Annotated in this window: 20 protein-coding genes and 1 pseudogene; 19 read left to right on the top strand and 2 right to left on the bottom strand. The window is 56.7% G+C overall.

Going from position 1 to position 25,057, the window contains the following annotated elements; genetic code table 11:
- The first annotated feature begins 8 nt into the window (after nucleotides 1-8).
- From ACZ9BB_RS06335 to ACZ9BB_RS06400, 14 genes are all read left to right on the top strand, one after another.
- Entirely contained in the window at nucleotides 9-1,718 is a 1,710-nt protein-coding gene (locus ACZ9BB_RS06335) for a ShlB/FhaC/HecB family hemolysin secretion/activation protein (RefSeq protein WP_476218218.1), read from the top strand.
- Between the two features lie 30 nt (nucleotides 1,719-1,748).
- Nucleotides 1,749-9,929: a two-partner secretion domain-containing protein gene (locus ACZ9BB_RS06340; RefSeq protein WP_476213013.1), complete on the top strand. Its 8,181-nt coding sequence runs from the start codon at nucleotides 1,749-1,751 to the stop codon at nucleotides 9,927-9,929.
- A gap of 2 nt (nucleotides 9,930-9,931) precedes the next feature.
- Entirely contained in the window at nucleotides 9,932-10,306 is a 375-nt protein-coding gene (locus ACZ9BB_RS06345; protein WP_476213014.1) for an SMI1/KNR4 family protein, read from the top strand.
- Between the two features lies 1 nt (nucleotide 10,307).
- On the top strand, nucleotides 10,308-10,475 hold the full coding sequence (locus tag ACZ9BB_RS06350; RefSeq protein ID WP_476213015.1) for a hypothetical protein: 168 nt from the start codon (nucleotides 10,308-10,310) through the stop codon (nucleotides 10,473-10,475).
- A 16-nt stretch (nucleotides 10,476-10,491) separates the two neighbouring features.
- Nucleotides 10,492-11,079 (top strand): SMI1/KNR4 family protein, encoded by a 588-nt coding sequence (locus ACZ9BB_RS06355; protein ID WP_476213016.1) that lies wholly within the window; start codon nucleotides 10,492-10,494, stop codon nucleotides 11,077-11,079.
- A gap of 701 nt (nucleotides 11,080-11,780) precedes the next feature.
- Complete coding sequence (locus tag ACZ9BB_RS06360; RefSeq protein ID WP_476213017.1) at nucleotides 11,781-12,197, top strand: hypothetical protein; 417 nt, start codon at nucleotides 11,781-11,783, stop codon at nucleotides 12,195-12,197.
- 216 nt (nucleotides 12,198-12,413) lie between these two features.
- Nucleotides 12,414-12,725, top strand: coding sequence for a hypothetical protein (locus ACZ9BB_RS06365; RefSeq protein ID WP_476213018.1), 312 nt, complete (start codon nucleotides 12,414-12,416; stop codon nucleotides 12,723-12,725).
- Nucleotides 12,726-12,873: 148 nt separating this feature from the next.
- A complete protein-coding gene (locus ACZ9BB_RS06370) occupies nucleotides 12,874-13,119 on the top strand; it encodes an Imm74 family immunity protein (protein ID WP_427623064.1) in 246 nt (81 codons plus the stop codon).
- A gap of 277 nt (nucleotides 13,120-13,396) precedes the next feature.
- Complete coding sequence (locus ACZ9BB_RS06375) at nucleotides 13,397-13,858, top strand: SMI1/KNR4 family protein (RefSeq protein WP_476213019.1); 462 nt, start codon at nucleotides 13,397-13,399, stop codon at nucleotides 13,856-13,858.
- A gap of 384 nt (nucleotides 13,859-14,242) precedes the next feature.
- On the top strand, nucleotides 14,243-14,650 hold the full coding sequence (locus ACZ9BB_RS06380) for a hypothetical protein (RefSeq protein WP_427623066.1): 408 nt from the start codon (nucleotides 14,243-14,245) through the stop codon (nucleotides 14,648-14,650).
- Nucleotides 14,651-14,907: 257 nt separating this feature from the next.
- Complete coding sequence (locus ACZ9BB_RS06385) at nucleotides 14,908-15,357, top strand: SMI1/KNR4 family protein (protein ID WP_476213020.1); 450 nt, start codon at nucleotides 14,908-14,910, stop codon at nucleotides 15,355-15,357.
- A gap of 128 nt (nucleotides 15,358-15,485) precedes the next feature.
- Nucleotides 15,486-15,614: an HNH endonuclease gene (locus ACZ9BB_RS06390; protein ID WP_476218220.1), complete on the top strand. Its 129-nt coding sequence runs from the start codon at nucleotides 15,486-15,488 to the stop codon at nucleotides 15,612-15,614.
- Nucleotides 15,615-15,616: 2 nt separating this feature from the next.
- Nucleotides 15,617-15,988, top strand: a complete 372-nt coding sequence (locus ACZ9BB_RS06395) for a hypothetical protein (protein WP_427623069.1) — start codon at nucleotides 15,617-15,619, stop codon at nucleotides 15,986-15,988.
- Between the two features lie 814 nt (nucleotides 15,989-16,802).
- Complete coding sequence (locus ACZ9BB_RS06400; protein ID WP_476213021.1) at nucleotides 16,803-17,162, top strand: DUF6124 family protein; 360 nt, start codon at nucleotides 16,803-16,805, stop codon at nucleotides 17,160-17,162.
- Between the two features lie 271 nt (nucleotides 17,163-17,433).
- Here the strand turns inward: ACZ9BB_RS06400 and ppnN are convergent, their stop codons facing one another.
- Nucleotides 17,434-18,807 (bottom strand): nucleotide 5'-monophosphate nucleosidase PpnN, encoded by a 1,374-nt coding sequence (gene ppnN / locus ACZ9BB_RS06405; RefSeq protein ID WP_476213022.1) that lies wholly within the window; start codon nucleotides 18,805-18,807, stop codon nucleotides 17,434-17,436.
- A 214-nt stretch (nucleotides 18,808-19,021) separates the two neighbouring features.
- Between ppnN and ACZ9BB_RS06410 the strand changes: the two genes are divergently transcribed.
- Nucleotides 19,022-19,549 (top strand): DUF3087 domain-containing protein, encoded by a 528-nt coding sequence (locus ACZ9BB_RS06410; RefSeq protein ID WP_476213023.1) that lies wholly within the window; start codon nucleotides 19,022-19,024, stop codon nucleotides 19,547-19,549.
- Nucleotides 19,550-19,769: 220 nt separating this feature from the next.
- On the opposite strand, the gene ACZ9BB_RS06415 is transcribed toward ACZ9BB_RS06410, so the two are convergent.
- Entirely contained in the window at nucleotides 19,770-20,759 is a 990-nt protein-coding gene (locus ACZ9BB_RS06415) for a LysR family transcriptional regulator (RefSeq protein ID WP_476213024.1), read from the bottom strand.
- An 84-nt stretch (nucleotides 20,760-20,843) separates the two neighbouring features.
- On the opposite strand from ACZ9BB_RS06415, the gene ACZ9BB_RS06420 reads away from it, so the two are divergent.
- The 4 genes and pseudogenes from ACZ9BB_RS06420 (at nucleotide 20,844) to ACZ9BB_RS06435 (ending at nucleotide 25,051) form a co-directional block, all read left to right on the top strand.
- On the top strand, nucleotides 20,844-22,013 hold the full coding sequence (locus ACZ9BB_RS06420) for a M20 aminoacylase family protein (RefSeq protein ID WP_476213025.1): 1,170 nt from the start codon (nucleotides 20,844-20,846) through the stop codon (nucleotides 22,011-22,013).
- Nucleotides 22,014-22,115: 102 nt separating this feature from the next.
- Entirely contained in the window at nucleotides 22,116-22,895 is a 780-nt protein-coding gene (locus ACZ9BB_RS06425; protein ID WP_476218222.1) for an ABC transporter substrate-binding protein, read from the top strand.
- Between the two features lie 277 nt (nucleotides 22,896-23,172).
- A pseudogene (locus tag ACZ9BB_RS06430) lies at nucleotides 23,173-23,265 on the top strand (amino acid ABC transporter permease); the annotation flags it as partial.
- A 208-nt stretch (nucleotides 23,266-23,473) separates the two neighbouring features.
- Nucleotides 23,474-25,051 carry a sensor domain-containing diguanylate cyclase gene (locus ACZ9BB_RS06435; protein WP_476213026.1) on the top strand — a complete coding sequence of 526 codons (1,578 nt, stop codon included), beginning with the start codon at nucleotides 23,474-23,476 and terminating at the stop codon, nucleotides 25,049-25,051.
- Nucleotides 25,052-25,057: the final 6 nt, after the last annotated feature.

Here is a 25,057-nt window from a genome sequence, read left to right on the forward strand (position 1 = left end):
CCCCACGGATGTGGCCAGTGCTGTGCGCGCTATTGCTTGGCCTGGGCACACAGAGCAGCGCCGATGGCGCCAGCCTGCCAACGCCGGGCGACCAGGACCTGATCCGTGATCGCCAGAACCGCCTGATTGAAGAACAGCAGCGTCGACTGGAAGAACTCAAGGACCTGCCGGGCAAGCCAACATTGCCCGCAACACCTGCGGGCCCAGTAGATACACGTTGCTTTCCTATCAAAGACATCGAACTCAAGGGCGCCGACAGTCTGTCCGCTGCCGACCGCGAGCGCTTGCTCAAGCCTTATATCGGTCAATGCCTGGGCGTCTCGCAACTCAACGAATTGCTCAAGGTCATCACCGACCATTACATCGCCAAGGGCATGATCACCAGCCGCGCTTACTTGCCGCAGCAAGACCTCTCCAGCGGCCACTTAAGTGTGTTTGTAGTCGAGGGCAAACTCGAGGGTTTGAAGGGCGCTGACGACAGCCATATCTCCGATCGGGAACTGTCCATGACCTTCCCCGGTAAAACGGGTGAATTGCTCAATCTTCGTGAAATAGAACAACTGGTGGATCAGTTGAACCGCTTGCCCTCCAATCAGGCGCAAATGGAACTGACCCCCGGCGTTCAGGTCGGCGGCAGTAGCGTGCTGGTCAAGAACAACCCACAGAAGCCTTGGCGTGCCAGCCTGTCGCGTAACAACGACGGTCAGAAAAGCACCGGTGAACAGCAGTGGGGCGCAGGCCTGGAGTGGGATAGCCCGCTGGGGCTGGCCGACCAGTTGATGTTGCGCGGCGGCCATGACGCGGTGAGCGATCACCAGAAAACCTCGAAAAACGCCATGCTCTATTACAACGTACCGTGGGGCTGGTGGAACTTCAGTTATACCTACAGCCAGAGCGAATACCGCTCCCAGGCCCAAGGCAATGGTTTCAACTTCAGCCAGAGCGGCGACAGCGAGAATCATCAATTTCGCGCCGAGCGCCTCGTCCATCGCGATGCGGTGAGCAAAACGTCGATCAATGCCGGCTTCGCCCATCTGCGCATTAACAACTACATCGAAGATAGCCGCCTGGATAACAGCAGCCAGCGTATTACCGAAGCCCAGTTGGGTATCAACCACGGCCGGCGTATTGGCCAGTCGTTCGTCAACCTGGACCTGGGCATGCAGCAGGGCATCGGCGCGCTGGATGCACAAGGCAACGACCAGCGTCGTGATGATGCCGGCAATCTTACCGCCAACGCTCGTTATCGAAAGTACACCGCCACGGCCAGTTACCTGTTGCCGTTCAACTGGCTGGGCGAGTCCTTCACGTTCAGCAGCCTCGCCACGGGCCAGCGCAGCGAAGACGTGTTGTTCAGTCCGCAACGCATCAGCCTGGGGGGCAGTTCATCGGTGCGTGGCTATAAAGACCAGTTTTTATCCGGAGACAGCGGCGGCTACTGGCGCAACGAACTGCGCTGGACCCGCCCGGTGACTGTCGATTGGCTGCGCCCGGCACTGAGCGAGTACGGCACCAGTGTCGGCTATGACCAAGGCGTGATCAGCAATGACCGATACAACAGCGAAGTGCATGGCCGAATGTCCAGCAACTCTCTGGAACTCTTCGCCCGTGGCAAGTACCTCGCCACTCGCGTGACGTTCGCCCACTCGCTGGAACGCCCCTCCGTGCTCACCGAGCGCGAGGCGCCGATCTACTTCCAGGTCGACCTGTTTCTTTAATTCATTTGTTATCGCGTCGAGATTCTGAATATGGACGTTCACCAGCTTGCCTTTCTGTCCCGCCAGCCTTCCGCTGCCGTGGCCCCTCGCACGCACTTCCTGGGCATGCCCAAACGCTTGCTGGCATTGCTGTTGGCGAACGTCATGTTCTGGCAGCCGATCTGGGCCCAGGCCGAGGGCATCGCCGTCAGTGGCAACACCCAGACCGGCATAGGGCAGGCCGGCAACGGCGTACCGGTGATCAATATTGCCGCGCCCAATGGTGCCGGGCTCTCGCACAACCAGTTCAAGGATTACAACGTCGGTCGCCAGGGCGTGATCCTCAACAACGCGACAAACGCAGTGCAGAACACCCAACTGGGCGGCCACATTCTGGGCAACAGCCAGCTCGGTGGACGGGCAGCCGGCACCATTCTCAACGAAGTCAACGGCGGTAGCCCCAGCCAGCTCAACGGCTACACCGAAGTGGCAGGCCAGTCAGCGCGGGTCATCATCGCCAACCCTTACGGCGTGAGCTGTAACGGTTGCGGCTTCATCAACACGCCGCGCGTGACCCTCAGCACCGGCAAGCCTGTACTCGACGGCAGCGGCAAGCTTGATCACTTCGAGGTGGATGGCGGCAGCATTACCATCGATGGCATGGGGCTTGATGCGGCCAACATTGATCAATTCGACCTGATTACCCGTTCGGCGAAGATCAACGCAGACATCCATGCCCGGCAATTGAATGTCATCACCGGTGCCAACAACGTCAACGCCGACAGCCTGGCCACCACCCCTCGCGCGACCCGTGATGCCGACAAGCCTCAACTGGCAATCGATGCAGCGGCGCTGGGCGGGATGTATGCCAACACCATCAAACTGGTGGGCACCGAGCAGGGCGTCGGGGTCAAGCTGGCGGGCAACATGGCCGCCAGTGCCGGCGATATTCAAATCGATGCCGGTGGCCATCTGAGCATGGCGCAGACATCGGCCCAAGGTGCCTTGCGGGTCAACGCGCAGAGTGTCGAGATGACCGGCAAGGGGTACGCCGGCAGCGTCGATGTACGTACGCCCGGCGAGCTGGTCAACCGGCAGAGCCTGGCCGCACGCAACCGCATCGACATCAATGCCGACAAACTCAGTAACTCCGGCGTGATTGCCGCCGGCATTGAAGCCGACAACAGCCGCAACACCACGGGCGACCTGAGCATCACCAGCCCCTCGGTGACCAACAGCGGCAGCCTCGAAGCCAGTCGCTCGTTGAGTATCCGTGCGAGCAAAGACCTGACCAATCAGGGCGTGGTTCAGGGCGCGGCGGTCGATCTGACCAGCGCCCGGGTGACCAACCAGGGCACCGCCGCGCGAATCGTCGGTAATCGCTCGCTGGTGATCAATACGCCGGCCATCGTCAACCTGGCAGGGGTGATCGGTTTTGGCGCGGGGCAGGCGGCGTCCTTGCAACTCGACAGCCTGGACAACCGCGAAGGCTTGATCCAGGTGCTGGGCGGCAGCCTGACAATCACCGCTCGCCAGCTGGATAACCGTAGCGGGCAAATCGACGCTGGCGGCCTCATTGTCGATACCACCACGCTGGATAATCGCTCTGGCCTGCTGTCTGCCAGCGCCGGTAATGCGCAGGTGAACACCCGTGGCAGGTTCGACAACACTTCGGGCACTCTTCAGGCGCAAAACAAACTGTCAGTCACGGGCCAGGAGGTCATCAACCAGGGCGGCAGACTGCTGGCGGTCAAAGGTGACCTGGATCTGAAAGCTTCGAGCCTCAATAACCAGCTCGGCAGCGTGCTGGGGTCCAAGGTCAGCATTCGCGCGCCGGGTGGCCAGGTTGACAACCGCGGCGGGAAAATCGTCGGCGAGCGCATTGATCTGAACGCCTCGGGGCTCGACAACCGTAACGCAGGGCTGCTGGCAGCAGGCGCCCAGGGCATGAGCCTGATCTTCGATCCGGCGGCCATCAAGGCGCAGCTGCTCAATAACAAAGGGCGCATTCAGAGCGACGGCGGCCTTTTGCTGCAAGGTGGCTGGCTGGACAACAGCGCCGGCACGGTGCTCGGTAAAACCATCGAGGTCGATGCTCAACGCCTGGTCAACAACGGCGGCATGCTCCTCGCCGACGCGGGGCTTGCCAGCCTGAAGCTCGGCAAGGGCAGCATCGACAACCTTGGCGGTACGATCCAGGGCAACACCGTCGAGGTGACCGCCGGCAATCTCGATAACCGCCGCGACGGCACCAAGGCCGGCATGATCGCCAGCCTGACGGGCGAACTGAAGCTGACCGTCGATTCGCTGATCAACCAGGGCGGCCTGATCGAATCCAATAGCTGGCTGGCCCTCCAGGGCGACACGCTGGACAACAGCGCTTCGGGGCGGATCCGTGCGCTGGGCAACAAGGCCAGTACGCTCCGCGCCTCGCCAGACGACATCAGCACCGTCGACTTCAACGGCGCCGTCAATAACCGCAACGGCACCATCGAGGTGGGTAATACGTCGTTCAGTTTCGAATCCCGCTCGCTGGATAACCGAGGCGGGACCCTCGAACACGCCAACTCCGGGTTGTTTACCCTGCACCTCGATAGCCTGGCCGGGGCCGGTGGCAAGATTACCGGCCTGGGCAGTGGCGACTGGAACTTTGGCGCGGTGGATGGGCTGGGTCGTGCACAGCTCAACGAGGCCCTGACGTACACCAGCGATTCGCTGACGCTGCGATCCGGTGATCGCCTGGCCAGCAGCACCGCTCTGGTGCTCAACCTTGAAAGCCTGAACAACGGCGGCGAGTTGCTCAGCGATGGCGACCTCACGCTGAACCTTACGGGCGATCTGTTCAACAGCGGTCGGTTATCCGCGCAAAAAAAACTCGGCATCACCGCCCATGACGTCAGCCAGAACGGCGGACGCATGGGCGCGGGCACCGACATACGCCTCGACCTGAGCGGTACATTGGATAACCTTGGTTACCTGACTGCACGCCAGAACCTGCGCATCGACGCGGCGCAAATCGACAACCGCGGCACACTGGGTGCCCAAGGCAAGGTCAACCTCACCGCCACCGGCGGCATCACCAACGGTGCCGATGCATTACTGTTCAGCGGTGGTGACATGACCCTGCGCGCCAGTAGCCTGCTCAACCGGTATGGCGACCTCTACAGCGTCGGCAATCTGAGCTTCGCCGGTATCGGTGGCAGTCAGGCGCAAAGCTTGCGCAACCTCTCCGGGACGATTGAAAGCGAAGGCAACATCAGCCTTTATGCCGCCTCGCTGGAAAACGCCAAGGCCGAATTCGAACTGAGCCAGGAGCGGGTGAGCGGCACCTTGAGCTGGGTGTGCGGCCAACACTGCGGCGGTCATGACTCCTTCAAACGCGGCCAGATCACCATCGGCCAAACGTTCATCGAGCGCGCCACCAAGGACTCTGCTTCAGCGCGTCTGGTTGCCGGCAAAGACCTCAACATCCAAGCCTCAAGCGTGCAGAATCGCTACAGCCTGCTGGCCGCCAACAACAACCTGACCATCATTGCCGATGACCTGCTCAATCAGGGCGCGTCCACCCGCACCGGGCAGAACACCATCAAGATCGGTACGCCGGGGCGCATTTCCACCGGCTACTGGGACCAGATGGAGTTCGTCGACATCCCGGCCTTCAACGCGGCCGTGGCCGCCGGCAACTACGACGACGCCCGCTTCGAGCTGCTGAAATCGCGCTCCAGCGACAGCCGCTTCCGGGAACAAAGCAACGTCACCGTCTGGACCGACAATCTTCAGCCAACCTACGCCGCCACGATTCAGGCCGGCGGCACCGTCAACCTGAACGTCACGCGTGCCGTGCAAAACGGAACGCTGCACCAGAACACGCTAGAACAACTGACCGGCACGCTGGGCGATGACCAGACCGGCGTCGGGGTCGGCGGGATCGATATCAACCTCAACCCGCAGGTGAGCGATGCTGGCACTGTGACCAGCGAGCGTATCGCGACGGACAGCAGCGTACAGAGCGTCTTCAAACCGGTGGATTACAGCGGCATCCCGTTCATCTCCGTGGACCCTACGTCCGGGCCCACCTTCCAGCTGCCCAACGGCGATTACGGGATGTTCATCAAGAACCCCGACCCGACCAGCCGCTACCTGATCGAGACCAACCCGAACCTCACGAACCTGTCGCAGTTCTTTGGTTCGGACTACCTGCTCAAGCTGTTGAACGTCAACGCCGACAGCACTTGGCGTCGACTCGGCGATGGCCTCTACGAGCAGCGCCTGATTCGCGATGCGGTGCTGGCGAAAACCGGCCAGCGTTTTCTCGCCGGCGGTTTGACCAGCGATTACGACCAATACCGCTACCTGATGGATAACGCCCTCGCCAGCAAAGATGCACTGCGCCTGAGCCTGGGCGTCTCGTTGACGGGCGAGCAGGTCAGCGCGCTGACCCATGACATTGTCTGGATGGAAAACCGCATCGTCGACGGGCAAAAAGTCCTCGTGCCGGTGCTGTACCTGGCCCAGGCGGATAACCGCAACGTACGCGGCAGCAGCCTGATCCAGGGCCGGGACTTGAACCTGTTCACCGGCGGCGATCTGGTCAACGTCGGCACGCTTCGCGCCAGTAACAACCTCAACGTCCAAAGCGCCGGCAGCGTCTACCAGGGCGGGCTGGTCGAGGCCGGCAACGACCTGCAAATACTGGCGCAAGACAGCATTCGCAACGCCATGGCCGGCGAGATTCGCGCCAGCCAGGTCAGCCTTGTCGCGCTCAAGGGCGACATCATCAACGATCGCACCGCGATTCAGGTTCGTGACGGCGCCGGCATGCGCACCCTGACCGATGCGGGCAGCAGCATCAGTGCCCGGGAAAACCTGGCCGTTGCGGCCGGCCGCGACCTGACCAGCCACGGTGCAATAAGCAGTGGCGGTAACGCGACCCTGACGGCGGGCCGGGACATCAACCTGGCGGCCAAAACCGATACCAGCGAGAAACACGAATTCAGCGACGGCGGCCACAAGTCGAGCATCACCACTGACGTGAAGAACCTCGCCGCGACCGTTACTGTCGGCGGCAACCTGACCGTGGATGCGGGCCGCGACGTCAATGTCATCGCCAGCCAGGTCAAAGCCGGGAACAACCTGAACATCAAGGCCGGCCAAGACTTCAACGTGACCTCTGCTGACGACATCCACAATGTCGCGAGCAAAACCAAGGACGGCAAAAAACGCATCACCGAAGAAAACGACCGCACCACCCAGGTCGCCAGCGTCCTGAGCGCGGGCAATAACTTCAACGCCCAGGCGGCTCGCGACACCAACCTCATCGCCAGCAAGATCATTGCCGGCAACGAAGCGTATCTGTACAGCGGCAACAAGCTGAACCTGCTGGCGGCGCAGAACAGTATGCATACGCTGTATGACATGAAGGAGAAGGGGAACTGGGGCGCCAAGAAGGCCCAGCGCGATGAAGTCACTCAGATCACCCACGTCGGTACCGAGATCAACACCGGCGGCCGCCTCACCCTCGCCAGTGCCGGCGATCAGCGCTACCAGGTTGCCAAGCTCAACAGTGGCAAAGACCTGATCCTTGAAAGCGGCGGTGCCATCACGTTTGAGGGGGTCAAGGACTACCACGACGAAAGCCACACCAAGAGCAAGAGCGACCTGGCCTGGACCAGCTCCAAGGGCAAGGGCAATACCGATGAAACGTTGCGTCAGAGCACGCTGGTTGCCCAGGGTGCCTTGGCTGTTCGGGCTGTCGATGGGCTGAAAATCGACATCAAACAGATCAATCAAAACACCGTCAGCCAGACCATCGATGCGATGGTCAAGGCTGACCCGCAACTGGCCTGGATCAAGGAAGCGGAAAAACGCGGCGATGTGGACTGGCGCCAAGTGAAGGAGGTGCATGACTCCTTCAAGTACAGCCACTCCAGCCTGGGTCAGGGCGCGATGCTGGCGATCATCATCGTCGTGACGATCCTCACCGCAGGCGCGGCCAGTGGCCTGGCGGGCGCGGCGGCCGGGGCTCAGGCTGGCACTGCCTCCGCGATGGCGGCGGCGACGACGGCCGAGGCCGTGGCCGCAGGGGCGACCTATGTTGGGGCAGGCTGGGGTAACGTCATTGCGACGGCGGCGATGACGTCCATGGCCAGCACGGGTGCTGTCAGCGTAATCAACAACAAGGGCAATCTGGGCGCGGCTGTTAAAGACACGTTCAGCAGCGACAGCCTGAAAAATGCCGCCATTTCCGGGATGGTCGCAGGGTTTACCACCGGCGTGATCGACCCGAAATTGGGCGGGACAACCAAGCCTTACAACAGCATCACCAAGGGTTTCGACTTATCCACCCTTGAGGGCATAGGTGGTTTCGCCGTGCATGCCGGCGCACAAGGCGTTACCTCGGGCGTGGTCAAAACCGCAGTCAACGGCGGCAGCCTGGGCGACAACCTGGTCGATGAACTCGTGGCCCAGGCCGGGACCGTTGCGGCGGCTGTGGGGTTCAGCCAGGTCGGCAGCTTCGCTCAGAAAGAGTACCTCAAGGCAGCGGCCGATAAAGACTCGGTCGGCATGGCGCTGTGGGCCGAGGGTGGCGCTGGACGAACCGCGCTGCACGCCATGATGGGCGGCGCGATGTCCTCGGCCACCGGCGGCGACTTCGCGACCGGTGCAGTGGCCGCCGGTGCCAGCCAGGCCATGGCTGGCGCTTTGAATGATGTCTTCAAAACGCAGCCGGAATATCGCGAGGCCGCCGCACAAATCGTCGGCCTGACCGCCGCCGGTCTTGCCGGTAAAGACGTTGAAAAAGCGGCCTGGGTTTCGCTGATGGCCGATCAGTACAACCGCCAGCTTCATCCAGACGAAATCCCGCTACTGAAGAAACAGGCGGACAGTCTGGCGAAGGAAGCCGGACTCAGCCCTGCAGAAGCGGAAAGACGCCTGGCCAAAGCGCTGGTTTATTACACCGACAAAGACTGGAACGGTGTGCTAAGCGGCCAAGGTGCTGCGCCCGATGCCCTGACGGTGAAGCATTTGGGCATCGCGCTGGCCCCGCTGGGCGCCACGTACGCACCCGCAGCGGCGACGGATGTTCCGGCAACCGGTCCCGAGAAAACCTACACCCCCACCGAAACCGCCGCGTTAATCGCCAACTACAGCAGCACCCATGCGGCGCAGTACGCGGACAACAAAATCAATGCCATCAACCTGCAAGGGCTCTACACCGGCGATCTCGGTTATGAATACGCCAATTACTACCACAAGAACCTGGCGGTCGGCCCGGGCCTGACGGATTGGGGCACGGTAACCGGCAGCACCCAAGGTGCGGGGAAGGCATTGTCGGAGGCAGCGGGTTCGGCGTGGGCCTTGCTGAGCAATCCGGCGCAAGGCAGCGAACAAATCGCCAATGGCCTGGTAGGGCTGACCAAGCACCCGGTCGACTCGTTGATGAGTAGCGTCGAGGCGAGCCAAACCAAAGCGGCATTGGCAACCCTGTACGACATGCAAGGTAACACCACCGCCAGCGCCGCGATCCGTGCGCAAAGCGACGTTGAATTTGCGTTGAACTTCCTTCCGGTGAACCGGGTTAAGACGCTGGCGAAGTTGGGGGCGGGTAGTACGGTCATTAAAGCCGCTGACAACGTTGTACTTCCAGCGGGGTATCGTGAGGGTAGCTCAGCAGGAGCGGCGTTTAACGAGACGGGTGCATTGCCGGATGGCTATCGTCGGGTCGTTAATACCAGGACCGGTAATACTGAAGTCGTCGGCTCTGATGGCATCTTTTATTACGAAACCGCCGAGGGTGGACTGAGGCCAAAGGCTGGGGGTAATCTGGCGGAGTTGGTGGCGGCTGAGGCGAGGATTGCGGAGGCAAAAGGAACGGATAACCTTGCCACAGAAAGCGTCGCGCCTCGATTGACTGTAGATCTTCCCCCGAGCAGTTTCTCGATTTCAGATTGGGCAGGCTACCCCGTAGGCGTACCGAAGCCGCAAGGGCCATTCAGATTACTGGAGGGGGCGGAATATAATGCTGCCAGAAATGCCGCTAACAAAGCCAACAGCAACATCCGCCGAGAACAAGGGCTTGTCGGTCAGCCAGTGGATGTGCATGAAACCAATCCAGTGAAATTTGGTGGCAGTCCGACCGACCCCACCAACAAAATTATTCTGCCTCGCGATGTTCATCGACAGCAGGTAACCCCTTGGTGGAACAAATTGCTGAAAGACCTAGGAAGATAGCGATGAAATATAGTTTGACAGAGGGACAGCTCAATGGTCCTGCTGAATCCGAAACTCTTGATGGTCTGTCGGCACTTCCTAAGAGTTATATCGAATTTCTCAAGGAGCATAATGGTGGTGAGGGCTTCATAGGCGACAACTACATTATTTTTTGGAAAGCTGAGGAGCTGGTCGACTTCAATCGAGAATATGAGGTCGAAACATATGCCCCAGGCATCTTCTTGTTCGCTTCGAGCGGAGGCGGAGAAGGATATGGCTTCGATACTGACGATGCAGCTATGCCGATAGTGCGCATCCCGTTTATAGGTATGGATCGGCAGTATATTGACACGGTAGCCCGCGACCTCCCGGGCTTATTTGCTTGGTTGGCAGACTGAAATGAATAAGCAAGAGCGCCCCAAGGGCATGGAGTTGTTCGAGATTACACCGGTCATTCTGGGGGGCGATCCAACCTGTCCTGAGAACAAAACCTGGTTGACGAGGCAGCAGCATTTTGAAGCGGTGCGCTACTGGAATCGGGTCATCAGCAATATGCGTAAAGAATAGCGTTAAGGTTCAAAAGGTGTTTTTCCAGTTAATTGTAGAGGGAAAGATTGGCGGAACAATATTTACTGGTTTTAATCAGGCTGCTCGTCCGGGAAAGGGGACGGATTTATTTGTTTGCTTCGGGCGTAGTGGTCAGAAAATAAATCTGTCCCCTTTGTTCCCTTTGTTTCGGGGAGGTGTTGCAATGATTGTTGATATTCACTCAGCTATTGCCGAGCTTAAAAGCGTCAGAATGAGTTTGCCTGTGCGGCAGGAACTGCCAGACGAAAGTCTCCTCGATGTCTATGAAAGAGAGCTAGGGGTGACCATTCCTGGTGAGTATAGAACTTTTCTTAAGGAGGCCAGTGATAGTGTTTTTAATGGGAAGGATGCACTAAGAGTTACTTCTGCACAAAATAACCCTAGAGAGCTTTTGCATGCCGCAAGAGAGGCTTGGAGCGCTGGAGTCCCTAAAGTATGGCTTCCATTTTGTGAAGATAATGGAAACTACTACTGTATATCGGACGAAGGAGATATCAGGTTTTGGGCGCACGATGGTACCTCATCAGAAAGTTGGCCAACTCTAGGTTCTTGGATTAAGGCTGTCTGGATTGATGAACAGTGAAGGGTAAATACTTACATGTAGAGCTGGCAAGCTTCCGGAGAGGTACGTTACCGACAGTTTACAAATGAGCCGCGCCATTCATAAAAAATCGGCTGTTCCAAAGGGGAAACCCCTTTGAGCCCCGAAGCCTAACGCGCTGCGCTTGTTGGGCCCTGGGCCGTCCGATGGTTTCGCCACCGAACACCCAGGGGCTTTTTGTTGTCGGTTGGTTCTTGTCGTCCAGAGCGTGTTGTGACGGGCTGAAAACCCACGTCGGGGTGGTTTTGTGCGGTGACAGCGCATCACCTGGGCCGACCGGCGCACAGGGGAAAGGGGACGGATTTATTTGTTTGCTTCGGGCGTAGTGGTCAGAAAATAAATCTGTCCTCTTTGTTTCTGAAGAGTTCAAAAAAGGATCATTGTTTCAAGTCGAATTTACGGTTAAGCCAGGTGTGGGAATTCGAGAGGGGGCGTGGGCGATATGTGGGATGCAATAAATGGGGCTCGTTTGCCTAGGGGCGGGCATCAAATGAATTTTATGGATAAGCCGCCCCAAACTAACCCGGAAATGTATGAAGTTAACATGAGCTCGTTGAGGTTGCTGGAGTGATGCAGTTAATTAGTGAGGTTAGAACAAGGAGGGGGTTTGATGATGGGCAGCTCCTCGAACAGTTCGTCCGTTGGGATGGGGTATGTACAGGTTTCGATGAGCTCAAAAAAATATGATCTATGCTCAAGAGCATAGGGTTGTAAATGTTAAGCAGGTTTTAGTTTTAAATAGTGGTGTTGAAATTAGTATGCCGGTGCATGAGAGGCTTAATTTGCTTCCTGATAGAACTGGTGTTTTGGTTGTTTTTGATAAGGAGCCTTCAAGATTTAGTTGTCCTGAAGCTCCCTGGTTTTTTGGTTTTCCCAATAATGCTGCAATCTACAACGCCGACGGGTCATTACGTTTTCAACTGCGCAATCCCGAGGGTGAAAACAGTTATATTGGGGCAATCCATACCGGTGCGATGCCCGATCATCCTGACACTCTAGGGGTCTTGGTAGGTACGGTAGGGCATGATCCAGAATGGCTTTATTTGGTTGATTGTAATAGTCCGGAAATAATAAGTACGGGAAAGTGGATTCGCTATTAGTTATGGGCTGATTCATGTGAGTAAATATAGATTGTACTGGGGGGAGGGGCCAGCCCATCCACCACAAAACCCAAAGTGAGACCGATAAACCGGCGATGTTTAATCGACATCTCCAGATACTCACTCAGGCTACACATTCTTGCGCCGTGGCCTACCACTGCGCCAGAATCCGCCGGCTTGTGCGCCTTAAGGCCGCGGGAAAGGGGACGGATTTATTTGTTTGCCCCAGAAACAGGCTCGTTAGAATACTTGGCTGATGATATTGAAAGCTGCGCACAAATGCTCCTCAGTGATTATGAGGTGCTTACGGGCTATCCGTTAGCGCATCAATGGCAAAAGCAGAACGGTCAGCTCCCTGCCGGGAAGCGTTTGTTACCTAAGGTTCCGTTCGTACTGGGCGGTGAATTTGTGCTGGATAATTTGTACTTGGCTGATGCTGTGGAGGGGATGAGATTTAGAGCTGATATAGCCAGTCAAATTAAAGACCTGCCAGACGGTGGCCAGATTAGATTCAATCTTGACAGCTAATTTTTGATAACGGGTAGCAGATATATATAAAATCGGGGGGGCGGATTTGTTTGTTTGCTTCGGGCGTAGTGGTCAGAAAATAAATCTGTCCCCTTTTTTCTAATCCTGTAACAATGGGCGAGAAAGTTATTTATGTGAGGGGTGAGCAGTGATTCTTGAAGTCTCTCGAGGTCATATCAAAGTAAAAATTGGAGATAGAACGGCGACCGCTCAAGGCGAGATGTTCTTTCCTGGTAACGATAAAATGGGCTTTGTGGTGTATAGAAACTCCATGAGGTTTTGGGACGTGCCTAACCAACATCAGATTATGACTTCCGAGGATATCGATACGGTTATCTCTGATATTCAGGCCGATTTTTTCAGGGGAGGGCATACCTTAGAGATTGAGAATTAAAAAGGTGCAAAAGATGGAGGTGCGAGTGGGCTCAGTGGTGGTAAACCATCTGTGGTGGATGATCCATATAGCCCGAGCGCTGTTACTGAGCGTTCTAAAGTAAGGGGAATAGGGAAGGGAAAGGGGACGGGAAAGGGGACGGATTTATTTGTTTGCTTCGGGCGTAGTGGTCAGAAAATAAATCTGTCCCCTTTGTTTCTTGTATTGATAGGGCAGCTTTTGATAAGTGGAAGGTGCAGTACTGGCAGCGACGATCTGCAGATTTTAGGAGTTGGGAATGAGCCAAATTACGGCGCATCAAATTGAGGATTTAGTATCACTGCATCCTGATATCGTGTGCTTTGGTAGTGAGGTCGATCACGTGGGTGACGACTGGATTAAGAAGGCGGAGCAGAGGCTAGGGCTTGAACTGCCAGGGTCGTACAAGTGGTTTTTAAAGACGTATGCGGGTGGAGAAATTGGTACTGAAGAAATTTACAGTATCTATGGCGTGGACTTTGAGAGTGTCAATGGGGGAGATATTGTCTTTCAACATATTGTGGGCATAAAAAATAATCTGGTAGATGAAAAAAAGCTTGTGGTTAGCGAAACTGACATGGGGGAGGTCTTTTTCTTTGACTATTCAAAGTTTAAAGGTGGTGAATGCCCCGTGAGTCTTCGGCTTCCGTCCGGCGAGAATGTTAATTACGCTTCAGATTTTTATGAATTTTTATATAAACGAATTTCTGCTCATATTTGATAGATGTCCTCATCCTACACCGGCCCCGTGCCGGTGTTGTGTTATCTACTTACTGCAAAACAGCCCTTCCTTCATTGCTCGCTTTAGTCGTGGCCTGAGCGATCAGGGGCATCGAGCATCTGTGCAACGAATTTTTGTTGGCTCTTAGGTAGCCGGTCAATGGCTTCCAATTGCTGCTGCCATTTCGGAGCGAGTCCACGCTTACGCACGGTGAGGAAAAGGGGGCGGATTTATTTGTTTGCTTCGGGCGTAGCGTTCATAAAATAAATCTGTCTCCTTTTTTTAGCATTCAGAGTTGGCGAGTTTCTATTCAAAAGTATTTACCGAGGCAGGCGTCGAAAACTTTAAGTTTTTAATCACTCCGGCGACTAAGTGAGGCGTGTAATGAGTAGTGATCGGGAAGTGTTGGAACAAATTCTTGGCGGAACAATTGAGCAGCGTGGGCAACGTGCGCTGCCAGGCTTAAGACCTGTTGAGGGGGTGGAGTTTGTTTACTACGAAGACGATGGGAAGAGTAAAGCCAAGAAACAATTTAACGCCATCTTGGATTCTGCAGGTTCAATAAGGGCAACTAGCGGTGGCGTTGTGTCCGACAGTTGCAAAATTTATATGCCGGATGGCCATCTATTTCATGTGTTGTCTTACCATGGAGATATAGAAGGTTGGCGGGAGGCAGTTGAGTCAGGAGCAAAGGCTCGTGGCCTGCTTCTTGCCCGAATTGAAGGTGATCAATTTGCCATCTCCGATGGCCGCTCGATCCCTCTGTCAGAGTGCAAAATAGAGTTCTCTTGAACCCTGGCAACCTTCAACACCGGCCTCGTGCCGGTGTTGTTTTATCTGCCGAACTGTTGATTCTTTTCTGCTATTCGGCAGCTACCGAACTGCTACTTATCCGCTCTCAACTGGTATCAGGAAAAGGGGATGGATTTATTTTTTTTGCTTCGGGCGCATGGTCAGAAAATAAATCCCCTTATGTCACGAGGTGTAGAACATCAGGGAGGCATTAATAGAGCGCAAGGTTCAGCAGAAAAATTATTTGGTAGATAACTATGAAAAATGCAGTAGAAATGCGAAAGCTTATAGGCGCAATAACATCCGCTGAGCTTTATGAAGGGGGTTATGGTGACTGTATATCTAATGTTGATGCCATACTGAACGGCGTTGACGATTCGGACCGAAAAGGTGTGCCTACTGATTATCTGGAATTTCTTGCGGACTTTGGATTCGGTGAGCTAGACACTGCGTTTTATGTAAATGATGGTCCAGTAAAGTATTCTTCTATGTCTGGTAGAGAAGTAGATGGGTATGAGGGTATGTATGTATTTTCTGGTAACTCAAGTGATGTGCTATATGCTTTTGATTCCAGGGATAATTGGTCGGTAGTGGAGATTAGCTCTGAAGCTGATGGGTTTAAAGTGTTGTCGGTGGATTTTTCTAGTTTTATGTTGGATAAGCTTAAGTATGTTAAGGGGCTAGTCGATTGGCGTGCAGAAAACTGAGCGTCGAAAAATTTTAAGAATGGCGGATAAGGGGACGGATTTATTTGTTTGCTTCGGGCGTAGTGGTCAGAAAATAAATCTGTCCCCTTATTTTGCTTATTTTGCTTATTTTGCTTATTTTGATTGAAATGGGCGCTAGGAAAATTGATGGTTACACATGGTATCATCATCAGGATAACGGCCGAATGCAATTGATTCCTGAGATGGTACATAAAAAGACGGGGCATATCGGTGGCGAAGCTATAGGAGGAATGTAATTATGTTGAATTTCGAGCGCTATAACGACGAGTTGATGGGGTTCGTACTTGTCTGTCTATTTTGTGAGGCTATCAGTAAAACTGAGTTCCAAATCTGGTGCGCTCAGAGTGCCACCTTAGAAAACGCGCCATATTTTCTGTATGACCTAATGGAGTTTGATGATGAGATTTTTAAAATCTATCAGATCATCGGTAGGGTACCTTATTGGGAACATAGTGATGATGAAGAGTATGCGCTGTATGGCATAGCTGTTCGTCGCGGGATGAAGCCTTACGATATGCCTTTGTCTCTAGAGGAGGCTTTGAAAAAATTAGAGGCAGCCCCCACGACAGAGCAAGCGTTTCGTCAGGCGTTTAGTTTTATTGAACTGTAGTTTTGGGGGAGTAGGGAATAAAGGAAAAGGGGGGCGGATTTGGGGCGGATTTATTTGTTTTCTTCGGGCGTAGTGGTCAGAAAATAAATCTGTCCCTGAGGGATCCCCACAAATCTACCCCAGCACCTGTGCCTGTTGATGTACCTCGTCTCGCAATGTGCGATCAAGTCTCTCCAAGGTTTTCCGAGAGTTTGAGCCGCGTCCGCAACGCCAGTATTCCAAGCCCAGTCGCCACAAGACGGTACTGGAAGGGAAAGGGGACGAATTTACTTATCCGGTGGTTTGACCGAAAGTTGGAGGGTGTTTTTTCGGGCTTCTTCGCGAGCAAGCCCGCTCCCACACTGGATCTTCTGTGGACCCATTATTTGTGACCGACACAAATCAACTGTGGGAGCGGGCTTGCTCGCGATAGAGGCCGGCCCATCCATCACAAGACCCACAGTCGGACCGATAAACAGGCGCTGTTTAAACGACACTTCCAGACACTCACTCAGGCTACACATTCTTGCGCCGTTGCCTACGACTACGCCAGAATCCGCCGGCTTGTGCGCCTTGAGGCCGGGCTCTATCGTTTCCGGGTCGCTGACGAATCAGCGATCGGGTTTCGCAGCCCGGGTCAATCAAGGCGCACAGCGCCACCGTTCCTTTTCAGATGACGTTTTTCGTTCGCTGAATTGCGTTATGGCGGCTGTGCGCGGGAGATCTTCGGGTCTGCCGGGTTCCTTGATTCCCGGTCTGCGAACCTGCGTACAGCTGCCACCTATCTTCGTTTCGCAGCGAACCGTGGCGGCTCCACTAATCAAGGAGCATCACTATGTTCAAAGCCACACCCAATCCACCGGAAACCGATCCAACATCCCCCTACGAATCCCTCGATTCGAAAAAGCTCCACGAAGCCGCCGACCGCGCCCTCGACCACTACCTCAAGCCGCCCATCCCCAAAGCCACCCAGCGCAAACCCAGCACCATTTACCATGTGGGTGCGAAGGTCGATAACGAAACCCTGCTGGTCAACGCCTGCGAATCCCTGGCGTCAGCGAGCATGATGCTCAGTGAGTTCGCCGGATTGATGGACATGCCACATCGCAATGTGATGTTGGGGATTCAATCAGTGGTCATGCTTGGGGAGTTGGCGGTGAACCGGGTGCTGGATAATTTCGATCCACAAGACTAGCGAGGATCTATGGCAAAGGGGCTTGTTGTGGCGAGGGGGCTTGCCCCCGTTCGGCTGCGCAGCAGTCGTAAACCAGCGAATGCTGTTTATCAGACACAATCGGGTTGAGTGGTTTTGGGGGTCGCTTCGCAACCCAACGGGGGCAAGCCCCCTCGCCACGATGGGTTCCTGACTGAGCCCCTTAAATGCAAGAAACCCCGCATCACGCGGGGTTTCTTGTTTCCGGTGGTTTAAACGGCAACTCAAGCCCGCTTCCACAGGGTTTTGCGTATCAAGCCACCACTTGGTAACACGGCACATACGCCGCGCCACCCGGCAGTTTCATCCGGTGCTGGGCGACGAAGGCTTTGAGCAGTTTGTCCAGCGGCTGCATGACTGCAGCATCACCGCGAATCTGGTACGGCCCGTGTTCTTCGATCAGGCGGATGCCCTTGTCCTTGACGTTGCCGGCGACGATGCCGGAGAACGCGCGGCGCAGGTTGGCGGCCAGTTCGTGGGACGGCAGGTTGCGGCTCAGTTGCAGGTTGGCCATGTTGGCGTGGGTCGGGTCGAACGGGCGCTGGAAGCCTTCGTCGATCTTCAGCAGCCAGTTGAAATGGAACGCGTCGTTGCGCTCGCGGCGGAACTGTTTGACCGCTTTGAGGCCCTGAGTCATCTGCCGCGCCACTTCAGCCGGGTCGTCGATGATGATCTCGTAGTGCTGCTGTGCGGCTTCGCCGAGGGTCGCACCAACGAAGGCATGCAGTTGCTCCAGATACGGTGCGGCGCTTTTCGGCCCGGTGAGGACCACGGGGAAGGGCAGGCTTTCATTGTCCGGGTGCATCAGGATGCCGAGCAGGTACAGGAACTCTTCGGCCGTGCCCGCGCCGCCGGGGAAAATGATGATGCCGTGGCCAACCCGCACGAACGCTTCCAGGCGTTTTTCGATGTCTGGCAGGATCACCAGTTCGTTGACGATCGGGTTCGGTGCTTCGGCGGCGATGATCCCAGGTTCAGTCAAGCCAAGGTAACGGCCGCCATGGATACGCTGCTTGGCATGGGCGATGGTCGCGCCTTTCATCGGGCCTTTCATCACGCCAGGGCCGCAACCGGTGCAGATGTCCAGGCTGCGCAGGCCGAGTTCGTGGCCGACTTTCTTGGTGTATTTGTATTCTTCGGTGTTGATCGAGTGGCCGCCCCAGCACACGACGATTTTCGGCTCGACGCCGGGGCGCAGGGTGCGGGCGTTGCGCAGCAGGTGGAAGACGTAGTCGCTGATACCCTGGGAGGTACTCAGGTCGATGCTCAAAGCGTCGAGTTCGTTTTCGGTGTAGACGATGTCGCGCAAGGCGCTGAAGAGCATTTCACGGGTGCTGGCGATCATTTCGCCATCGACGAAAGCGTCGGCCGGGGCGTTCAGCAGTTCCAGGCGTACGCCGCGGTCTTGCTGGTGAATGCGGATTTCGAAATCTTTGTAGGCTTCCAGAATGGTCTTGGCGTTATCAACGTGGGCGCCGGTATTGAGGATGGCCAGGGCGCACTGGCGGAAAAGGGTGTAGGTGATGCCGGATGAAGCTTCGCTCAGTTGCTGTACTTCACGCTGGGAAAGTGTTTCCAGGCTGCCTTTGGGGCTGACCGAGGCGTTGATTACATGTCGTTGGGTCATTCAATGATCCTTAAAACGATGTCACCCGCCGACAACGGCGCATGGCATCCGAATAGTGTGAATCCATGATGAAGATGGCACGAACTACGCTGTATCGCTATGTCCCCGTTTGACGATGAAAAGATGAAAAGCAGCCCCAGCATAGCTAAATCCTTCGTGGAGGCGATAATGCCCCGTACTCTTTTTGCTCACCTGCCCAAGGAAATCTGTCGCAATGTTCAAAATCCAGCCGATGAATGCCGAAATCTATCGACGCCAGACGCGGCGCAGCACGGTGATCGTCGCCCTGATTTTCCTGGCGCTGGCGATGGTGCTGTCCACGGCGGCGGTGGCGTTATTCGGTGAGCCCGGGGGCGACAATCTACGGTTCAACGTGGGCGGCGTGTTTGCCGCGTTGTTGTTGACGGTGGCGCTGATGCGCGGCACGTTCTGGACCCAGGCGTGGATGGCGCCAGCGGTGTACGGTTGGCAGCTCAAGCGCAGTCTGATGAGCATCACCAACATCATGCACCAGGTGACGGCGGCGGTAGAGAAGGGCGATCCGACGGCCATGAAATTGCTGCGCTTCTATCATCTGGGACTGAGCCAGATGCATCAGCTGGACGGCAACTCCAGCGACCATGGCCAACTGACCCGTGAGATGGATCAGCACAAGGCGCGGATGCAGGCGCTGGGCATCGATACCGAGCAGACGCAATTGAACCCGGCCTGGCTTGAGGCGGTGAAACAGACACGCGTCTGACTAAGCCGCGATCTGTAGCGGCTGCCGAACGCAGTGTTCGCCTGTAGCAGCTGTCGAGCCTGCGAGGCTGCGTTCGGCTGCGAAGCAGTCGTGAGTCCGGCTAACGTGGTTTGCCTGATGCACCGCGAGTTGTGGTTTGACGACTGCTTCGCAGCCGAACGCAGCCTCGCCGGGGCTCGACAGCTGCTACAGGAAATTGCTTACGTGCGCCTGACCTCGCTCAAACCCGCAGGCGCAGCGTTTCAAAGAGTTGCCGGTCTTCCTTTTTCGCCGAGCGCGCATGGCGTCGAATGACTTGCAACAGGCATTCGGTGAAGCACTGTGCCGGATTGCTGAGCGCGCCGTTGCGGCGTGTCACGATGCTCAGCTGCCTGGGTTCGAATTGTTCGCTCAGGTCCAGGGAAACCACGCGGCCGAGGAAGGGCGGGGCAATGCTCACGATGGAAGGCCCCCAGGTGCACATGTCGGCCCGCTCGACCATCATCTGCAGGATGGCTAATGAATGGGCGCGGACGATTCGGTTCTCATCAATTTGTGCACCGTGTTTCCAGAACAACTCCTGCATCAGCCCGTCGTGTCCGTCCGGCGCGTAGTTCAAGGTCCAGTTCTGCTCCAGCAGCTCATGGATCGATCGGGCATCCTGTCGTGCATGACCCTGGCGGACCAACACCGACGTTTGGTAATCGAGCAGGGTTTCGCAGGCAAACTCCTGGGTTGATTGCGCCGGGTGAAGCTGGCCGATCGCAAAATCCATGCTGCCGTCGCGCAGCAGTGGTTGGGCCACGGCCATCAGGCTTTCGAACAACTCCAGGCGGATTTCCGGCATGCGCTCCCGGAAGGCCAGCACCACTTCGGGCAGGAAGGTCAGGGCGATCCATGGCGTGATCCCGACGCAGAGCCGTCCCTGGGCCTTGCCGCGCATGTGATCGAGTTCGGTCTGCGCATGTTCCAGTTGCTTGATCACGAGCCGGGCGTGGGTCAGCAGCACTTTCCCGTACTCCGTGAAGTTCAAGCCGTTGGGCGTTCGGGTGAACAGCGGTAACTGCTGGCTGGTTTCCAGCTCGCGAAGTGCTTTGGTCACGGCAGCCTGGGACATATCCAGCGAACGAGCGGCCGCGCGAATGCTGCCGGTTTCGGCGCTGGCGATCAGTGCTTGTAGTTGATGCAGTTTCATATGCTCACCTTGCTGACAACCAATGGTTGTCATCATAACCAAACTGCGTCTCCCCAGCCCGGATTCCGTTCCCTAAGATCGACCCCAACAGCCGCCCAGACCTATTGAGAGAACACAACAATGAACGCCGGCCCTGTCTTGCCTGGTATTGCAGCGATGCAAGATGAAATGATCGCCTTGCGCCACAGCCTTCACGCGCACCCCGAGTTGGGCTTTGAGGAATTCGCCACCAGTGAGCGGGTTGCACAGTGTTTGACGCAGTGGGGGTTTGAGGTCAGCACCGGGGTGGGCAAGACCGGGGTGGTGGCGACCCTGAAAAATGGCGAGGGCCGGTCCATCGGTTTGCGCGCCGACATGGATGCACTGCCGATCCAGGAAACCACCGGTTTGCCCTATGCCAGCCGGATTGACGGCGTGATGCATGCCTGCGGCCACGATGGTCATACCGCAACCTTGCTGGCGGCCGGTCACTATCTGGCGCAGACCCGGGCGTTCAACGGCACTGTGCAACTGATTTTCCAACCGGCCGAAGAAGGGTTGGGCGGTGCCCGGAAAATGCTTGAAGAGGGCCTGCTCGAACGCTTTCCGTGCGATGCGATATTTGCCATGCACAACGTACCGGGTTATCCCGTCGGGCACCTGGGGTTTTACAGCGGCCCGTTCATGGCATCTGCCGATACGGTGACGATCAAAGTCATCGGTCACGGTGGCCATGGTGCGGTGCCGCACAAGGCTGTCGACCCGGTGGTGGTGTGCGCCTCGATCGTGATCGCCCTGCAAAGCATTGTGTCGCGCAACGTCAACCCGCAGGACGTGGCGATTATCACGGTGGGTTCCATCCATGCCGGAAGCGCCTCGAATGTCATTCCTGCGTTCGCCGAAATGAGCTTGAGTGTGCGAGCGTTGACCCCCGAGGTTCGCCGCCTGCTCGAACTCAGAATTACCGAGCTGGTTCAGGGCCAGGCCGCCAGTTTCGGCGCACAGGCTCATATTGACTATCAGCATTGTCATCCGGTGTTGATCAATGACCCCGAGCAGACAGCGTTCGCCCGTCAGGTCGCGCAGGAGTGGCTGGGCGAAGGCCGACTGATCGAAGACCTGCGACCCTTCACTGCCAGCGAAGACTTCGCTTTTATCCTGGAAAAGTGCCCGGGCAGCTATCTGGTGATCGGTAATGGCCAAGGCGATAGCGGGTGTCTGCTGCACAACCCCGGCTATGACTTCAATGATGCTTGTCTGCCGATCGGGGCGAGTTATTGGGTGAAACTGGTCGAGCAATTTCTGCGTTGAATTCCGCATCGAGAGACGGGCGAATTCAAGCGTCACGGTTGTAAAAAAGCTGTCGGTAACCTGGCTCGGCGAGCCCCCTAGAGGAAAATAACAATGAATAAGATGATCGCGGCTGTTTCACTGCTGTTCTTTACGGCATCCGGCCTGGCCGGCGCGGCCGACTGGTCCGGCAAAGTGTTGAAACTGGGCGTTGACCCGACGTACCCACCGCTGGAATACAAGAATCAGGATGGCACGCTGACCGGCTTCGGTGTCGACATCGCCGAAGCGCTCTGCGCCGAACTGCATGCCCGATGCGTCTGGATTGAAAGCAGCTGGGACGGGATGATCCCGGCGCTGCTGGCGCGCAAGTTCGATGCGGTGGCTTCGTCGATGACCATCACGCCAAAGCGCCTGGAGCAGATCGCGTTTACCGATAAGGTGTCCAATGCACCGGCCCGCTTGGTGATCCGGCGTGGATCGGGCTTGCTGCCGACCCTCGAAACGCTCAAGGGCAAGCGCATAGGCGTGGAGCAGGGGTCGACCCAGGAAGCGTATGCCAAAGCGGTCTGGGGTTCGAAGGGCGTGGACGTTCTGTCCTATCAGAATCAGGACCAGGTGTACGCCGACCTGGTGGTGGGGCGCCTCGATGCCTCGTTGCAGGGTGCTATCCAGGCCAGTTACGGGTTCCTGAATACTGAGCGGGGAAAGGACTATGAGTTCGCCGGCGCCACCCTGGATGACCCGGGCTTTTTCGGCGTTGGTGACGGCATCGGTTTGCGCAAAAGCGATGTCGAGTTGCGCGAAGACCTGAACAAAGCGCTGGCGACGATTCTGGCCAATGGCACGTACGCGCGGATCAACAAAAAGTACTTCGATTTCGACGTCTACGGCGCGAAATAACGCGGCCGCCGGGGCTAATGCCAATCAGTTAAGCAATTTCAGCGGCGATGCATTTCCTTGTAGCAGCTGTAGCAGCTGTAGCAGCTGTCGAGCCTGCGAGGCTGCGTTCGGCTGCGCAGCAGTCGTCAAACCAGAACTTGCGGTGCATCAGGCAAACCGCGTCATCCGGATTCACGACTGCTTCGCAGCCGAACGCAGCCTCGCTGGGGCTCGACAGCTGCTACAGGGCTTGACTGGCTGGCATAGGCCGCCCCGGCCGCTTTGTTTCAGCTTCTTCCAGGCAGTCCCGGCGGGGCAGATCGAAGCGGCGAGGGCGTACGGCATGAGCCGCTTCACTTTCTATCGCTGGATTATCCTGCCGTCGGCGTTGCTAGTCGCGCAGCGAGTGTTTGAAACAGTTTTTGGCGGGGAGCCTCAAGTAGCGGCCATCCGGGCGAATGATTTCGATGAGCGTTTCTCGTGCAAATCACCTATCGTATCGTTGATAAGTCGTTGTGGGCTGAGCGCCAGGCATGAATGGATGGCGTTAAAAGGGCGAAGCGGAAATTTCGCCATGTATAAGGGATTCAGGGAGCGTCATGGGGCATCCGTCCGTCAAAGACCGTATTGAAAACACTTGGCTCACCACGCCTTGGATACCTGGGCAGGTTGAGTCAAGACTCAAGGTTCGACACGTGGTCTCGCTGCTCATTGCGGTGTGCCTGTCGATGACGGCCATCGTGATCGGCGAAAGCTGGAATTCGCGCCAGTATCATTTGCGTGACAGCGAAGTGGCGATGTCCAACCTGGCGCAAACCCTGGCCTCGCAGGCGCAGGCGTCGATCAAACAGGCCGACACGCTGTTGTTTTCCCTGGTGGACCGCCTCGAAAACGACGGCATGGAAGCGGCGAAAATTCCAAGGCTGCAACGTTTGCTCCACGACCAGCGCAGTGAACTGGCGCAGATCCATGGGCTATTCGTATTCGACGAAGAAGGACGCTGGCTCGCCAACGCCATTAACGTCATACCGCCCAATGCCAATAATGCCGACCGTGAATATTTCATCTACCACCGTGATCATCCCGACCGCGGTCCTCATATCGGTCCGTCGATAAAAAGTCGCTCGACCGGTGAGTGGATCATGACCGTGTCACGCCGGATCAATCACGCCGATGGCCGGTTTGCCGGCGTGGTGGTGGCTTCGATCTATCTCAAGCATTTCCTGGACCTGTACAACAGTATCGACATGGGCAGTAACGGGGTGATCAACCTGATCGCCGCCGATGCCACCATCGTCGTTCGTCGTCCGTTCAAGGAAGCCGACATCGGCACCAGCGTCGCCAAGGGGCCGCTGTTTACCCAGCTGTTGCCCAAGGGCGATTTTGGTACGGCGACGGTCAAGTCCTATGTGGACGGGGTAGAGCGGGTGGTGGGGTTTCGACGGGTCGAGGGTTATCCGTTGGTGGTCTTTGCCGCGCTCGACAAGAAAGAGGTCTTGGCCAGCTGGGTGCACGAATCAATACGCAGTGCGGGCATCGTGTCCGTGCTATTGGGTTTTCTGGGCATTCTGGGCTATCGCCTGATCCGCCTCATGCGCCAGCAGAATCATGTCCAGAGCGAATTGCTGGGGGCTCAGGAAAAGCTCATCGAGGTCAATCGCAGCCTTGAGTTGCTGGCGCTGGAGGATGCACTGACCGGGCTTTCCAACCGGCGTCAATTCGATTTGTTCATCCTGGCGGAAATGGGCCGCGCCAGACGCGCCCAGACCAGCCTTGCGCTGCTGATGATCGATGTCGACCACTTCAAGAGCTACAACGATCACTACGGTCATTTGGCGGGCGATGAGTGTCTACGCAAAATCAGCGCCCTCATCACGGAAAACATCAAGCGCCCCGGCGATCTGGCGGCCCGCTATGGCGGCGAAGAGTTTGCGGTGGTGCTGCCCGCCACCGACTATGTAGGCGCTTTCCTGGTGGCGGAAAAAATCCGCCGCGCGGTTCAGCAGGCCGGCATCGAACACCGTGAGGGCGTGGACGGCATGGTCACGGTCAGTCTGGGGGTTTGCGCCTACGACCCGGCCTCGCAAACCCAGCCCGACGACCTGGTCGGCGCCGCAGACAAGGCGCTGTATGTGGCCAAGGCCAGCGGCCGGAACATGAGCGTCATTGCCAACTGAATTCAA

It is taken from the genome of Pseudomonas sp. TE3552 (genome assembly GCF_056278945.1).

Coding starts and splice junctions, on each gene's coding strand:
- ACZ9BB_RS06335 (WP_476218218.1), top strand. CDS start 9: ATGTGGCCAGTGCTGTGCGCGCTATTGCTTGGCCTGGGCACACAGAGC.
- ACZ9BB_RS06340 (WP_476213013.1), top strand. CDS start 1,749: ATGGACGTTCACCAGCTTGCCTTTCTGTCCCGCCAGCCTTCCGCTGCC.
- ACZ9BB_RS06345 (WP_476213014.1), top strand. CDS start 9,932: ATGAAATATAGTTTGACAGAGGGACAGCTCAATGGTCCTGCTGAATCC.
- ACZ9BB_RS06350 (WP_476213015.1), top strand. CDS start 10,308: ATGAATAAGCAAGAGCGCCCCAAGGGCATGGAGTTGTTCGAGATTACA.
- ACZ9BB_RS06360 (WP_476213017.1), top strand. CDS start 11,781: ATGATCTATGCTCAAGAGCATAGGGTTGTAAATGTTAAGCAGGTTTTA.
- ACZ9BB_RS06375 (WP_476213019.1), top strand. CDS start 13,397: ATGAGCCAAATTACGGCGCATCAAATTGAGGATTTAGTATCACTGCAT.
- ACZ9BB_RS06380 (WP_427623066.1), top strand. CDS start 14,243: ATGAGTAGTGATCGGGAAGTGTTGGAACAAATTCTTGGCGGAACAATT.
- ACZ9BB_RS06385 (WP_476213020.1), top strand. CDS start 14,908: ATGAAAAATGCAGTAGAAATGCGAAAGCTTATAGGCGCAATAACATCC.
- ACZ9BB_RS06390 (WP_476218220.1), top strand. CDS start 15,486: ATGGGCGCTAGGAAAATTGATGGTTACACATGGTATCATCATCAGGAT.
- ACZ9BB_RS06395 (WP_427623069.1), top strand. CDS start 15,617: ATGTTGAATTTCGAGCGCTATAACGACGAGTTGATGGGGTTCGTACTT.
- ACZ9BB_RS06400 (WP_476213021.1), top strand. CDS start 16,803: ATGTTCAAAGCCACACCCAATCCACCGGAAACCGATCCAACATCCCCC.
- ppnN (WP_476213022.1), bottom strand. CDS start 18,807: ATGACCCAACGACATGTAATCAACGCCTCGGTCAGCCCCAAAGGCAGC.
- ACZ9BB_RS06410 (WP_476213023.1), top strand. CDS start 19,022: ATGTTCAAAATCCAGCCGATGAATGCCGAAATCTATCGACGCCAGACG.
- ACZ9BB_RS06415 (WP_476213024.1), bottom strand. CDS start 20,759: ATGATGACAACCATTGGTTGTCAGCAAGGTGAGCATATGAAACTGCAT.
- ACZ9BB_RS06420 (WP_476213025.1), top strand. CDS start 20,844: ATGAACGCCGGCCCTGTCTTGCCTGGTATTGCAGCGATGCAAGATGAA.
- ACZ9BB_RS06425 (WP_476218222.1), top strand. CDS start 22,116: ATGATCGCGGCTGTTTCACTGCTGTTCTTTACGGCATCCGGCCTGGCC.
- ACZ9BB_RS06435 (WP_476213026.1), top strand. CDS start 23,474: ATGGGGCATCCGTCCGTCAAAGACCGTATTGAAAACACTTGGCTCACC.